At 69.7% G+C, this 13087-nt stretch carries 11 protein-coding genes and 1 pseudogene; 8 read left to right on the plus strand and 4 right to left on the minus strand.

What is annotated here, in order from left to right; translation table 11 throughout:
* Window positions 1–198, plus strand: a pseudogene (locus tag K7C98_RS26735) (FAD-containing monooxygenase EthA); the annotation flags it as partial.
* A 7-nt stretch (window positions 199–205) separates the two neighbouring features.
* Here the strand turns inward: K7C98_RS26735 and K7C98_RS26740 are convergent.
* A complete protein-coding gene (locus tag K7C98_RS26740) occupies window positions 206–931 on the minus strand; it encodes a hypothetical protein (protein WP_224194611.1) in 726 nt (241 codons plus the stop codon).
* 588 nt (window positions 932–1519) lie between these two features.
* Between K7C98_RS26740 and K7C98_RS26745 the strand changes: the two genes are divergently transcribed.
* The 5 genes from K7C98_RS26745 to K7C98_RS26765 all read left to right on the plus strand — a co-directional run bounded on the left by K7C98_RS26745 (window position 1520) and on the right by K7C98_RS26765 (window position 5768).
* Window positions 1520–1756 carry a DUF6289 family protein gene (locus K7C98_RS26745; protein ID WP_224194612.1) on the plus strand — a complete coding sequence of 79 codons (237 nt, stop codon included), beginning with the start codon at window positions 1520–1522 and terminating at the stop codon, window positions 1754–1756.
* Window positions 1757–2119: 363 nt separating this feature from the next.
* Complete coding sequence (locus K7C98_RS26750; protein ID WP_224194613.1) at window positions 2120–2449, plus strand: ArsR/SmtB family transcription factor; 330 nt, start codon at window positions 2120–2122, stop codon at window positions 2447–2449.
* On the plus strand, window positions 2446–2886 hold the full coding sequence (locus K7C98_RS26755) for an SRPBCC family protein (RefSeq protein ID WP_224194614.1): 441 nt from the start codon (window positions 2446–2448) through the stop codon (window positions 2884–2886). The genes K7C98_RS26750 and K7C98_RS26755 overlap by 4 nt, the downstream gene beginning before the upstream one ends.
* A gap of 204 nt (window positions 2887–3090) precedes the next feature.
* Window positions 3091–3318 (plus strand): hypothetical protein, encoded by a 228-nt coding sequence (locus K7C98_RS45040; RefSeq protein WP_346660303.1) that lies wholly within the window; start codon window positions 3091–3093, stop codon window positions 3316–3318.
* Window positions 3319–3389: 71 nt separating this feature from the next.
* Complete coding sequence (locus K7C98_RS26765) at window positions 3390–5768, plus strand: ATP-binding cassette domain-containing protein (protein WP_224194616.1); 2379 nt, start codon at window positions 3390–3392, stop codon at window positions 5766–5768.
* A gap of 78 nt (window positions 5769–5846) precedes the next feature.
* Here the strand turns inward: K7C98_RS26765 and K7C98_RS26770 are convergent, their stop codons facing one another.
* The 3 genes from K7C98_RS26770 to K7C98_RS26780 all read right to left on the minus strand — a co-directional run bounded on the left by K7C98_RS26770 (window position 5847) and on the right by K7C98_RS26780 (window position 11307).
* The gene (locus tag K7C98_RS26770) at window positions 5847–7991 is read right to left on the minus strand and encodes a beta-propeller domain-containing protein (RefSeq protein ID WP_224194617.1); all 2145 of its coding nucleotides are present in this window, start codon (window positions 7989–7991) and stop codon (window positions 5847–5849) included.
* Window positions 7992–8314: 323 nt separating this feature from the next.
* Window positions 8315–10075: a prenyltransferase/squalene oxidase repeat-containing protein gene (locus K7C98_RS26775; protein WP_224194618.1), complete on the minus strand. Its 1761-nt coding sequence runs from the start codon at window positions 10073–10075 to the stop codon at window positions 8315–8317.
* 296 nt (window positions 10076–10371) lie between these two features.
* Window positions 10372–11307: a LysR family transcriptional regulator gene (locus K7C98_RS26780; RefSeq protein ID WP_224194619.1), complete on the minus strand. Its 936-nt coding sequence runs from the start codon at window positions 11305–11307 to the stop codon at window positions 10372–10374.
* A gap of 66 nt (window positions 11308–11373) precedes the next feature.
* Between K7C98_RS26780 and K7C98_RS26785 the strand changes: the two genes are divergently transcribed.
* Together K7C98_RS26785 and K7C98_RS26790 are read left to right on the plus strand one after the other, a co-directional pair.
* Window positions 11374–11991, plus strand: coding sequence for a glutathione S-transferase N-terminal domain-containing protein (locus K7C98_RS26785; protein ID WP_224194620.1), 618 nt, complete (start codon window positions 11374–11376; stop codon window positions 11989–11991).
* Between the two features lie 315 nt (window positions 11992–12306).
* Window positions 12307–13050: a hypothetical protein gene (locus K7C98_RS26790; RefSeq protein ID WP_224194621.1), complete on the plus strand. Its 744-nt coding sequence runs from the start codon at window positions 12307–12309 to the stop codon at window positions 13048–13050.
* The last annotated feature ends 37 nt before the right edge of the window (window positions 13051–13087 follow it).

Here is a 13087-nt window from a genome sequence, read left to right on the forward strand (position 1 = left end):
ATGGCCGAGCGCCCGCTGCTCGACTTCGGCGCGGGCTACGTGCTCCGCTCGCTGGCCATGCTGCCGAAGCAGGGCTCGCGGGCGCCGTGGCGCCTGCGGATGAACTACCCGTCCGACCTCGTCAGCCTGCGCCTCGGGTCGGTGACCGACAGGGCGATGCGATTCTCGAGCCCGCCCCGGGCGAGCTCACTCGCATGAGTATCGCTCAGATGTCGCTGGCTGTGCCCTCCTCGTCGCACAGGGCGTCGGGCTCGTCGTCGGTCCAGCCGATCAGGCAGTCGAAGCGGGCCTCGAGGTCGGGCTCGGCCTTGCAACCCTCGAAGTAGGCGGCGTCCTTGAGCCGGACCAGGCCGGCGCTGGTCTCCTCGCCGCCGAGGTCGAGCCACCACCACCGGCGCATCACGGCAGTGCGATCGGAGTCGACGATCGTGACCCACCCGCCGCTCGAGGTGAAGCCACCGTTGGAGGTGTAGCTCCACTCGGCGCCGAACCCGACCTCGCCGGCGATCAGGCGATCGAGCGCGCAGTCGATCTTCTCCTCGCTGACGCCCGTGAACACGCATTCGCCGTCCCCGGTGTCGGGGTCGCCCCCCTCGCAGCGGCCGTTGAGGATCCCGCACGAGCCCTTCACGCAGGAGTACGAGTCGGAGCCGAAGGACCACGTCTCGACGCACTCGCAGCGCGAATCGACCTCCATCGTGGTGGTGCCGAGCGTGTCCTCGGTGGTGCCGGTGGCGTCCGTGGTGGTGGGCTCGATCGTGGTCGACGGAGCGCTGGCCCCGTCGGTGCCGGTGGTCGTGCCGAGGGTCGCGTCGGTCGTGACGTCGGTGTCGGTGTCTTCGCCGTCCTTGCCCGGACAGCCGAGCGCGGCGCCGCAGACGAGGACCAGAAGAGCGGGCGCCAGGGCGCCCTGGACGAATGTAATTCGCATGCAGGGCGCGAGAGCAAAACCCGTACCGCGGGGCATTTTGCCGGAAGCGGCCTGCAGGGGCTGCTCCGGCGTGGTCGGGGAGCGTCCGGCGACGCACCGACCCGGGCACGCGTGTCAGGGGGAGCGAAGCCCCACGCGGGCGGGTCCACACGGGCAAGATGGCCCGACCGGTGCGCGGGGGAGGGGTGGGGTTTTTCGTATGCTCCAAAAGACATGTCTTGAGAATCAACCTGTACCGGCCGCGCCGGCAATATGATCATTCCGCAGGGGCACGCCGAATGAAGTGTTCCCCCTCCGTGGTATGACGATACGAGGAGCCGCTGAGCCCGGCTCGCTCGTCGCGCGCGAGCGCAAACCGCGAGCCTCTGCGTGACAAGCCGCTCATTCCGCGAGCGACAGCCGGGATCACCGACGTCTCGTTCATGCCAGTTCGCTGCAAGCGCATGGGGGATCTCCGTTCGGGGTCGCCGCGCTGCGAATGCGAGCCCCAGAGAGTGACGGCGATTGGGGGGTGATGAACCCAAAAGAACAGCTTCATCGTCGACCGAATTGCGCTAAGGTAGATGCACACGTCAAAGGAGCGACCACATGCATAAAGCTGGATTCACCGCCCTCTTCCTGGCCTTCTTCGCCCTGGGAGCCCTGTTCTCCGCCCCCTCGGTGGAGGCGGCGAGCAACTGCACCTACTACAGCGACGCCAGCCGTACCACGGTCGTCGGCCAGTTCGGCTACGATTGCTGCAACAACAAGATCGCCTGGGGTAGCAAGACGCAGTACTCGGCGTGCGGCGCCTGCTTCATCTGTTATCCCCCGCCCATCGAGTGAGAGCAGGGCGACGCGCCGGCGTTTGTTGCAGAGGCCGGTCATTGCCCGTTGCGATCTCCTGGGGAGCAGGCGCCTTCGTCTTCGACGGAGGCGCCTGTTGTCGTTGAATCGCTGAAATCCTGTTCGTGGCTCCGCTCCGTCCGCTGGTAGCGAGCGGGCGAGCCGAGCGAGGACAGCTCGTAGTGCTTCGCGGGCACCGGATGCCTCCGGCGATGCTGAGTGTGCGGTAGCTCATCGGGGCGGGCTGCGCTCCGAGAGCACGCGCCGTGGCTGGAGGCGAGAGGTCCTGCGAGGCGCTGTACGGACAGCAGCGGCCTGATTGGAGCGCTTGACAACCAATAAGCATCGGCTTATAGGTTGCACATGCAGAGCGCGGCCGTGCTCGAGGACAAGATCTTCCAGGCGCTGGCGGACCCCAGTCGTCGGGCGATCTTCGAGTCGCTCACGCGAGGCGAGGCGGCGGTGAAGGACCTCACCGCTCGCTTCGACATCTCGCAGCCGGCGGTCTCGCAGCACCTCGCCACCTTGAAGGACGCCGGCCTGGTCAACGGCCGGCGCGAGGGGCGGTGTGTCTACTACCGGGTGGAGCCAGGTGGAATGAAGCCGCTCATCGATTGGATCGCCCACTACCGTGCCTTCTGGACGGAGCACGTCGATCGCCTTGACCAACTGTTGAAGAGGATGGACCCATGACTGTCACCGAGACGACCGCAAAGTCGCAGACCGAGTCCCTGTCGTTCGAGTTCGATCTGCAGCATTCGCCGGAGAAGGTGTGGCGGGCGCTCACCGACCCCGAGCTGCTCGCCGAGTGGCTCCTGCCCGTCATCGGTTTCAAGCCCGAGTCCGGCGCGGCGTTCATGTTCAAGACGCAGGCGTATCCCGGCTGGGACGGCACCGTGAACTGCGAGGTCCTCGAGGTCGAGGCGCCGCGGAAGATCAGCTACACGTGGCGCGTCCCCTTCCTCGACACCGTCGTGACCTTCACGCTCACGCCCACCGCCAGGGGGACCCTCCTGTCGCTCGTGCAGTCGGGCTTCAAGGCGGAGCAGAAGCAGGAATTCGGCGGCGCCCGCTACGGCTGGAAGATGATGGGCGGGAAGCTCGTCGAGCTGCTGCCGCGGATCGCATGAGCCTCGTGGCCTGTTGAATGACCACGCCCGGGTCGTGCGGCCCGGGCCTTCATGTGCCAGCGAGCGCCGAGGGTTTTCGTGCGCCTCGGCGACTCGCTGCGCTTCGTGACGCTCGGCGAGCAGGATGCGCTCGCCAGCAACAACTTCGTCGTACATGTGCGTGTGTCCGGGCCGCTCGCGGCTCGTTTTCCAGAGGAGGACGTGATGAACTCGAACAAGTGGATTCGGCAGACTCACCGCTGGGTGTCCATCGCCTTCACCGTGGCCGTCATCATCAACATCGCCGCCATGGGGCAGGGGGAGCCGGTCGTGTGGGTGGGCCTGCTGGCGTTGTTCCCGCTGATCTTGCTGCTGCTGACCGGTCTGTACCTGTTCGTGCTGCCGTATGCCGCCAGGTGGCGCGGGGCCGAGTCGGCGCGCGTCCGCGGATGACCCGGCGCAGTGGGGCCTCTTCACAGACCGCCGACGCTCGATATATAGAGGAGCCGAACATGGCCACTCCAATGAAACACCCGGCAGACAACCACGACCTGATCCGCGTCCAGGGTGCGCGGGAGAACAACCTGAAGGACATCAGCGTCGAGATCCCCAAGCGGCGGTTGACCGTGTTCACCGGCGTCTCGGGGTCGGGCAAGTCGTCGCTGGTGTTCGGCACGATCGCGGCGGAGTCGCAGCGGCTGATCAACGAGACCTACAGCTCGTTCGTGCAGGGGTTCATGCCGACGCTGGGCCGGCCCGAGGTCGACGTCCTGGAGGGGCTGACGACCGCGATCATCGTCGACCAGGAGCGCATGGGCGCCAACTCCCGCTCGACCGTCGGCACGGCGACCGACGCCAACGCGATGCTGCGGGTGCTGTTCAGCCGGCTCGGCAAGCCGTACATCGGCTCGTCCAACGCGTTCTCCTTCAACGTCCCGTCGGTCCGCGGGGTCGGGTCGATCTCGGTCGACAAGGGCGAGGGCAAGAAGCCCGAGAAGCGCGAGTTCTCGATCGCCGGCGGCATGTGCCCGCGATGCGAGGGCATGGGCCAGGTCTCCGACTTCGACCTGTCGCAGCTGTACGACGACAAGAAGTCGCTCAACGAGGGCGCGCTGACGATCCCCGGCTACAGCATGGACGGCTGGTACGGCCGCATCTTCCGCGGCTGCGGCTTCTTCGACCCCGACAAGCCGATCCGCAAGTACAACAAGAAGGAGCTGCACGACCTGCTCCACAAGGAGCCGACCAAGATCAAGGTCGACGGGATCAACCTGACGTATTCGGGGCTGATCCCGGCGATCCAGAAGTCGTTCCTGTCCAAGGACGTCGACGCGATGCAGCCGCACATCCGGGCGTTCGTCGAGCGGGCGATCACGTTCGCCGCGTGTCCCGAGTGCGGCGGCACCCGCCTCAGCGAGGCCGCCCGGTCGTGCAAGATCAAGGGCAAGAACATCGCCGACGTCTGTGCCATGCAGATCAGCGACCTGGCCGAGTGGGTGCGCGGTCTGAAGGAGCCGTCGGTCGCGCCGCTGCTCAAGACGCTGCAGGAGACGCTCGACTCGTTCGTCGAGATCGGCCTCGGCTACCTCAGCCTCGACCGCCCGTCGGGCACGCTGTCGGGCGGCGAGGCGCAGCGCACCAAGATGATCGGCCACCTCGGGTCGTCGCTCACCGACGTCACCTACGTCTTCGACGAGCCGACGATCGGGCTGCACCCCCACGACATCCAGCGGATGAACGACCTGCTGCTGCGGCTGCGCGACAAGGGCAACACCGTCCTCGTGGTCGAGCACAAGCCGGAGACGATCGCCATCGCCGACCACGTGGTCGACCTCGGCCCCGGCGCCGGCACGGCCGGCGGCGAGATCGTCTTCACGGGCACCGTCGACGGGCTGCGGGCCAGCGGCACGCTCACCGGGCGGCACCTCAGCGACAGGACCTCGCTGAAGCCGAAGGTGCGCAAGCCCTCGGGCGTGCTGAAGATCCGCGGCGCCAGCACGCACAACCTGAAGAAGGTCGACGTCGACATCCCGCTCGGCGTGCTCGTGGTGGTGACCGGCGTGGCCGGGTCGGGCAAGAGCTCGCTGATCCACGGCTCGGTGAGCGGCCGCGACGGGGTGGTGTCGGTCGACCAGGCGCCGATCCGCGGCTCGCGGCGGAGCAACCCGGCGACCTACACCGATCTGCTCGAGCCGATCCGCAAGGCGTTCGCCAAGGCCAACGGCGTGAAGCCGGCCCTGTTCAGCGCCAACTCGGAGGGCGCCTGTCCGACCTGCAACGGCGCCGGGGTGATCTACACCGACCTGGCGATGATGGCCGGCGTCACCACGGTCTGCGAGGACTGCGAGGGCCGGCGGTTCCAGGCGTCGGTGCTGGAGTACCGGCTCGGCAAGCTCAACATCGCCGAGGTGCTCGACCTGCCGGTCAAGGACGCGGTCGAATTCTTCGGCAAGGGCGAGGCGCGCACGCCGGCCGCGCACGCGATCCTGCAGCGCATGGCCGACGTGGGGCTCGGCTACCTGCGGCTCGGCCAGCCGCTCACCACGCTGTCCGGCGGCGAGCGGCAGCGGCTCAAGCTGGCGACGCACATGGGCGCAGAGGGCGGCGTCTACGTGCTCGACGAGCCGACCACCGGGCTGCATCTGGCCGACCTCGAGCAGCTGCTCGGGTTGCTCGATCGACTGGTCGACTCCGGGAAGTCGGTCCTCGTGATCGAGCACAACCAGGCGGTGATGGCCCACGCCGACTGGATCATCGACCTCGGACCGGGCGCGGGCCACGACGGCGGGCGGATCGTGTTCGAGGGCACGCCGGCCGACCTGGTGGCGAAGCGGTCGACGCTGACCGGCGAGCATCTGGCGGCGTTCGTCGGCAGCCCTGCGAAGGCCGCCCGCGCTCGCTAGCTCGCCGAGAATTCGCGGAGCGCCGTCGTGGCGGTGCCGGCCCAGCGGGCCGTCACCGCCACGCGTCGTCCGGGGCCTTCAATGGCCCGTCAACGGGATGGAGACGGCGGGGTGCGCGAGGTCGTCGAGGCTCGCCACGTTGACGAGATCGGGGGCGATCGAGAACACCCAGTCCTCCATGAACACCGAACGCTTGACCTTGGACGCGGAGTCCGTCCACCAATTGTTGCACTTGCCGCTCCACGCCTGCGGCGTCTCGGGCTCCTCGTGCGGCACGCCGCCCAGCAGGGTGAACCCGCCGTCCACGGTCACGCGGTAGACCAGGAGACCGCTGAAGGTCATGAGGTCGCCGTACTCACCGCCGCCGCCGCCCTCGCAGATCGTCATGGGCACCGCGAGCAGGTCGCGCGCCTTGAAGTAGGTGAACGCCAGGTGATCGGTGGCGGCCTCCGAGGTCGAGCCGCGGGTGCCGATCACCTCCTTGTCCAGCACCTCGGGGTTCGCCAGATCGGACACGTCGATGACCTGCAGCTGGATGCCCTGGAACCACGCGAAGTCGCCCTGATCGTCGGCGTCGTAGCCCATGGTGAGGAGGTGGTCGCGGTCCATGAGGTGCATGTAGGTCGAGAAGCCCGGGATCTTGAGCTCGCCCTTGATGCCCGGCGCGGCGGGGTCGGCGAGGTCGAGCACGAACAGCGGGTCGGTCTTCTTGAACGTCACCACGAAGCCCACGTCGCCGCGGAACCGCACCGAGCGGATGTCCTCGGTCGGGGCGATGTCGTCGATCCTGCCGATCTCCACCAGCCGCGAGCCCTGCTCCCTCAGCACCGAGACGGTGCTGTGGACGTTCGGGTCCGGGAGGTACCCGCTGGTGGTGGCGATCCGGAACGCGCCGTGGTGCTCGTCCATCGCGAACTGGTTGAGGACCCGGCCCTTGACCACGCCGCTGGCCGCGTACTCCGCCGCGCCCCCGCCGGGAGCGAGCGCGAACTTGTGCACGGTGGTGGCGTCGGTCACGTCCTCCTCGAGCCCCGCGAACCACGCGTCGTCCGGGTCCCGCCAGTGCCGCACGGCGACGTAAAGCGAATCCTTGGTGCCGTACACCGCGCCGGGGCGGCTCATGATCGTGCTGGCCTCCACGGGGGTCTGCTCGCCGATGGCGAAGGACACCAGCGACAGGAAGCCGCGGGTGTCGCCGGTCTGCGCCAGGTACACCTCGCTGCATGACGACAGCGGGCCCCTCTTGATGTGAACCTTGTTCCCGACCAGGCGGGCGTCGGTGACCGACGGCAACAGCTTGGACAGGGGGGCCGCCTCGATGCGCTTGAGGTTGGCGAGGCGCACCTTCTCGAACAGCGCCTGCACCTCGGTCTGCGTGAAGCCGTCATCCTGCAGCCCGCAATACGTCTGCGGCAGGGAGTCTGGCCAGTAGGTCAGGCCCGGGACCTCGAGCTCGGGGAACACCACCGCGGTGTGGACGTCCTTGCCGACGCGCCGAGAATTCAGGTACGAGCCGTTGAACACCACCTCGCGGATCCGCCGCGGCCTGGCGCGATTGCTGATGTCCAGCACGGTGATCTGGAGCTTGTGCCCGTCGCCGGTGAAGTCGCAATCGTAGCCGTACGTACACTCGCCGTACCCGCCGTCGCCGACCATCTCGTCGAGGGAGGAGTAGATGACCGCCGTGTCCGCGTGGACGTACATCCGCCGCGGCGTACCCTTGATCTTGACGGAGGAGAGGGCGTGCGCCTGGGCGGCGGGCCAGGCGTCCAGCACCCGGAAGCGACCGTCGGCGAGGACGTACAGGTAGCCGCCGTCGTTCTTCACGAAGTCGGCCTCGTCGACGTCGGCCACCTGGGTATTGGTCTCCGAGTACTCGCTGGCCGCGTCGGACTCTTCCTCCTCCTCTTCTTCCTCTTCCTCCTCCTCCTCGCCGTAATTCTCGCAGGAGTAGGTGGCCGCGGCCATGGCCTCGGACAGGCTGGACTCCAGCTGCGCCTCCATGGCCTCGATGAGCCTGGCTTTGACGGTGCTGGCGACGTCCTCACACGAATCGGCGCGGACGAGCGCCGGCGATGCGCCGCCGCGCTCGGCCCTGTCGGCCTCTTCATCCGCCGCGACCTGGATGGACGCCTCGTCCCCCGGCGCCTCCCCGGCGCAGCCGATCGGCCACGCGGCCAGGAGTGTCAGGGGGAACACTTTGAACTCTCGTGACAGCAACATCTTGCGCCTCCTACTGTGAACAGACCGGACGCGGTCAGGCCCGCCGAGGTGTCCGCCCGCGTGCTCGCAATCGACATCGCCCGCGGCGACCCGCGGCTCTGGCCGCGCCGAGGCCCGGGCACGACGAGACGCACGCCCGGGGCGCGAGCCCGTCGAACCAGCAGCATCGGGTCGGCGATGCCACCAAAGATGTGATTCGTGCCCGGAGCCGTCCAGCGACCTCCGGTGCGAATTGCGTCGCTCGCGGGCCGCCTGCCCGTCCGCGGGCAGCGGTCGAGCACGGCTCGGTGACGCCGCCGCGGCGACCGCCGGCCCGGGGCGCCTCACTCGACGATGTCGACGGCGGGTTCATCGTCCTCCTCGGCCTCGCCGTCGGCTTCCTCGTCCTCGAGATCGGCGAGGCGCCCCGACCGATCCAGGGGCGCGAGGCGCTCGGCCAGCGGCGGCTCGGGCAGCTCGACGAGGACGCCGGCGGGCAAATGGTCGAGCATGAACACGTAGGCGTTCATGGCGTGGCAGACCGAGTCGGTGCGCACGTCGCGTTCGCGCGGGTTCCAGAACAGACCGCCCCGGGCCATGTCCGGGTCCGCGGCCACGAAGGAGTTCTCGGGCGAATAGGTGTACTGCATCAGCAGGCGGAACAGCAGGACGACGGCGCGGCGGAACCTGGCGCAGCCGTCGTGGTCGCTGTCCGGGCAATCGCGGTAGAGCTCGGACAGGACCTCGGCCAACCAGCCGTTGCCGCTGCTCGACAGCGAGGCCTGCCAGCGGCCGTGGCGGTAGACGTCGGCGGGATCGTCGATCTGCCGGGCGAGCAGCTCGTCCGCGCACGCGAACACGGCCTCGCGGATCGCGGGTTCGTCGCCGGCGCGCGCGTAGTCGAAGAGCGACAGGATCACCCACGAGCTCGAGATCGGGTTGGGCGAGCGATAGTCGTCACCGAGGTAACACCCCTCGCTCTCCACCCGGGCGAGCAGGCGGCCGGCCGTGCGCGCGGCGGCGTCGAGGTAGCGCGGGTCGGCGGTCGCCTCGTACAGGCGCGACAGCGCCGAGAGCACCTGGCCGGTGTACAGCAGCGATTCGCGGTCCGTCACGCTCCAGGCGGCGTTCGCGTCGAGGCGCAGCTCCGGTGTTACGCGCCCGTCGGCGTCCTGCATGATCAATAGCCAGTCGGCGGCCAGGCGGGCGGCGTCGAGGTACGCGTCGTCCCCGGTGAGGGCGTGCAGCGCGATCAAGGTGAAGATGGACTTGGAGGTGGTGCCGACGACGAACCGCGGCTCGCGCTCGTGTCGCTGCAGGTCCAGCGAGTAGTGAAACGCGCCGTGGCCGGGCTGGCCCGGGGCGAGGCGCTGCATCGACAGCAGGAACCCGGCCGCCCGCTCGATCGGCTGACGCAGGCTCTCGTCGCTATCGTGGGCGTGGAGCGCGAGCAAGGTGTAGAGCGTCGAGGCGGTGTAGATCGTGTGCAGCCGGGCTTCAAAGCTGTCGGTGGGCGCGTGATAGTACTTGTGGACGCCGCCGAGCGACGGATCCATCACCCGCAGCAGGTACGCCTCGCCCTCGTCGATGCGCCGGCGCACCATGTGCCGGTCGAGCACGCGCGCCGGCACCAGGCCGTTGACCAGCTCGACGCCCTCGCCCTCGTACTCGACCATGGCGTACGCGGAGTCGGTGAGCTCGACGACGAAGCGCGCCTGGGCCAGGCGCGAGCGGTCGGGGCCGGACGCCGCCAGGGCTCGCTCGGTGGCGGCCTTCAGGGCCGGGCACAGCTCGTGTTCGGCCGCGAACCCGCGCCCGACGACCGCGCCGCCGACGTACATCGCGACCGCGACGTGGAGCGGCTCGACCCCGGTCATGGACACGGGGCAGGCGACGTCCGGCTCGCGCGCGGCCACCTCGCGCACGAAGGCGACGACGCGGTCGCGAAATTCAGCATTGTCGAGCCCGGCGAGTTGCGCCCCGGCGCCGTCTCGCTCGCCCGGGTCGCAGGCCACGAAGAGGACCGCGGCGATCGCCAGCCATGCTGCAATCAGGCGCGGGCGTACGCGAGCGGCCGGGCGTTCGATGTCCCTGCAATCGACCAAGATGGGTTCTCGCGGCGGCACTTCCGGCCTCGCTTCCATGGTAGAGCCCGCGCACCCCCGCGATACCATTCATGGCAGGGGCGCGGCGAGTAGACTGCGCTGAATCGCAGGCTAGCGCCGGCCGGCGACGCGACAACCAGGCGCCGGGTGCGGCCTTGGAGCAGCCGACAGTGATCACATCGATCGCGCAGGATCGCGCGGCCCGCCTCCGCGGTGACCTCCAACGGATGCAGCGATGCACGCGTCGCGCGCCGCGGTCGATCGATGGCAGCAGGCGAGCGACCGTGCGTCGGCGGTCAGGTCCTCGCGCGCGGCGGAGGCGGCGGGAGGCAGCCCGGCCACACGGCGAGGAATCGCTGCAGCGCCGCGACGAAGCTGCTGAGGCGGGCCGGCACGTGGCGGCCGTGGGCGTAGACCGCGTACATCTGCTCGACGGCGGGGCAGTAGTCGTCGAGCACCGGGACGACGCGGCCCTCGGAGATCGCCGGCGCCGCGAGGTACTCGGGCAGCCGGGCGATCCCGCAGCCGGCGGCCGCGAGGTCGCGGATCAGCGGCCAGCTGTTGGCGGTGGCGTGGCGGTGCACGATCGCCGGGCGGCTCGCGCCTCGCACGAAGCGCCACGTGGTCGCCTCGCGGCGCGTGCCCATCACCAGGCATACGTGCTTCGCCAGCTCGCGCGGGTGGGTCGGCGTCCCGCGCCCGGCCAGGTACTCGCGGCTCGCCACCAGGCGGTATTTGGTGGGCGCGCCGAGCTTGCGCGCCACCAGCGAGGCGCTCGCGGCCGGCTCGGCCTGGATCACGACGTCGAAGCCGTCGCGCAGCGGGTCGAGCTGACCGGCGGCGAGCTCGATCTCGACGTCGACGTGCGGGTGCTCCCGCGTGAACGACCCGAGCATGCGCCCCAACACGCCCTCGCCGAAGCCGCTCGGCGCGGCGATTCGCAGGCGGCCGCGCGCCTCGCCCCGGCGCTCCGTGACCGCGCGCTCGGCCTCGCTGACGACGTCGAGCCCGGCGCGGACCTGCTCGAAGTAACGCTCGCCCTCGTCGGTCAGGCGCACGCGCCGGGTCGTACGCTCGAACAGGCGGGTGCCGAGCCGCGCCTCGAGGCGGCTGACCTGCACGCTGACCGTCGACACGGGCGCGGCCAGGGCGAGGGCGGCGGCGCGGAAGCTGCCGGTCTCGGCGACGCGGACGAACGCCTCGATGGCGGCGAAGTCGGGGCGGCTGTTCATGGCGCTGAACAGATTGATCAATCGGCCGGGATTGTTCAAGCCGGCGCGGCGGCGTAGACCGGGCCCATGACCCAGCCGCTGAAGCTCTACTACACCCCCGGCGTCTGCTCCCTCGCGCCTCACGTCGCCCTGCGCGAGGCGGGCGCGGCGTTCGAGCTGGTGCGCGTCGACCTGCGCACCCGCAAGACCGAGGCCGGCGACGACCTGGCGAGCATCAACCCGAAGGGCTACGTGCCGGCGCTGCAGCTGGCCGACGGCAGCGTGCTGACGGAGACCGCCGTCCTGCTGCAGTACATCGCCGACGCCTGGCCCGAGGCCGGACTCGCGCCGCGCCGCGGCGGGCTCGAGCGGGTCCGCTTCGACGAGCGCCTGCTCTTCATCGCCACCGAGCTGCACAAGGGCTTCGCGCCGTTCACGTTGATGCCGAGCCCGAGCGAGGAGAGCAAGCGGTGGGCGGCGGGCCGCCTGGCCGCGCGCGTCGAGGCGCTGGCGCGCGACCTCGGCGAGCGGCCGTTCTTCCACGGCGAGGCGTTCACCGTGGCCGACGCCTACGCCTTCTACGCGCTCCGCACCTACCAGAAGCTGCTCGCCCCGCTGCCGCCGAACCTCGCGGCCCACGGCGCTCGGATCGCCGAGCGGCCCGCGGTGCTCGCCGCGCTGGCGGCCGAGGGCCTGAAGGCGTGAGCGCCAGCAGGAGGCAGCGGAAGCCGCCTGGCCTGGCTCCCAGGGCTCGAGCTCGAGCGCGAGAAGCGACAACTTTTGCGCCGCAAGGCGCGGGGGCGGCTCGCGGAGCGGACCTGGAGGCGTATCCGTGCGCTCCAGATGTTGGACCAGAAGGCTGATCGTCGCGGGCCCGCGGAGCGGCGCGCCGTTCCGCGGCCGGCATATCCGAAGTCGGAGTCGTGCGGCCGGGCGAGCAAAATTCGCCCGGCCTGGCGCCACGAGGCAGAGGTCTGCTGGCCGCCGTGGTAGGCTCGCGCGCAGAGGATTTGATTTAATATGATCATTCGAACGATTGCGATCACCGTGGCGATCGGGCTGCTCGCGGCCTGTGACACGGAGAAGGGCGAGAGCGCCGGCGACACCCAGAGCAGCTCGACGTCGGGCGCGACCGACACCGGCGAAGGCGAGTCGTCGACCGGCGGGACCCCCGAGCCGACCACGACCGCGGGATTGATGACGGCGACCGAGGGCGGCTCGTCGACGTCGACGACGACCGCGGGGTCGACCAGCGCGACGTCGGGCGAGGAGACGACGACCGGCGGCCAGCCGATCGACGGCGACTGCGAGAAATTCTGCCAGAGGTTCGTCGAGTGCTCGCTCGAGACCCCCGAGAGCGCGGCCGTGTGCGTGGTGGACTGCAGCGCGGAGCAGGCGACGCTCGAAGGCGAGTGCCTGGCGGCGTCGACGGCGTCGCTGGCGTGCGTCGCCGGGATGACCTGCGAGGAGCTCCAGGCGACGGGCGGCGGCGACCTCGGGCCCTGCTTCGACGAGGCGGCGACGCAGCACGATCTGTGCGGCGCCGGCGAGGGGTGCGACATCGTCGAAGGTGGCGACCCGGAGGGCACGCAGTGCTCGTTCTCGCGTGAGTGCCCCGGCCAGCCGAAGTTCGAGATGAGCTGCGATCTCGAGTCCTGCGAGTGCTTCGTCGACGGGATGCTGATCAATTCGTGCGAGCCCGAGGAGATCTGCGCCGACCTCGAGCAGATCGACACGGCGGCGCTGCTCTGTTGCGGGTTCTGAGGCGGTCGCGTCGCGGGGGCTCTCCTGTCCTCGCCCT

Origin of the sequence: Nannocystis pusilla (genome assembly GCF_020073745.1) — a bacterium.
Taxonomy (GTDB): Bacteria; Myxococcota_A; Polyangia; order Nannocystales; family Nannocystaceae; genus Nannocystis; species Nannocystis radixulma.

Bases quoted from the DNA above. Each gene is read 5' to 3' on its own strand.
- K7C98_RS26780 (WP_224194619.1), bottom strand. From the start codon at position 11,307: ATGAACAGCCGCCCCGACTTCGCCGCCATCGAGGCGTTCGTCCGCGTC.
- K7C98_RS26740 (WP_224194611.1), bottom strand. From the start codon at position 931: ATGCGAATTACATTCGTCCAGGGCGCCCTGGCGCCCGCTCTTCTGGTC.
- K7C98_RS26785 (WP_224194620.1), top strand. From the start codon at position 11,374: ATGACCCAGCCGCTGAAGCTCTACTACACCCCCGGCGTCTGCTCCCTC.
- K7C98_RS26750 (WP_224194613.1), top strand. From the start codon at position 2,120: ATGCAGAGCGCGGCCGTGCTCGAGGACAAGATCTTCCAGGCGCTGGCG.
- K7C98_RS45040 (WP_346660303.1), top strand. From the start codon at position 3,091: ATGAACTCGAACAAGTGGATTCGGCAGACTCACCGCTGGGTGTCCATC.
- K7C98_RS26755 (WP_224194614.1), top strand. From the start codon at position 2,446: ATGACTGTCACCGAGACGACCGCAAAGTCGCAGACCGAGTCCCTGTCG.
- K7C98_RS26790 (WP_224194621.1), top strand. From the start codon at position 12,307: ATGATCATTCGAACGATTGCGATCACCGTGGCGATCGGGCTGCTCGCG.
- K7C98_RS26765 (WP_224194616.1), top strand. From the start codon at position 3,390: ATGAAACACCCGGCAGACAACCACGACCTGATCCGCGTCCAGGGTGCG.
- K7C98_RS26770 (WP_224194617.1), bottom strand. From the start codon at position 7,991: ATGTTGCTGTCACGAGAGTTCAAAGTGTTCCCCCTGACACTCCTGGCC.
- K7C98_RS26745 (WP_224194612.1), top strand. From the start codon at position 1,520: ATGCATAAAGCTGGATTCACCGCCCTCTTCCTGGCCTTCTTCGCCCTG.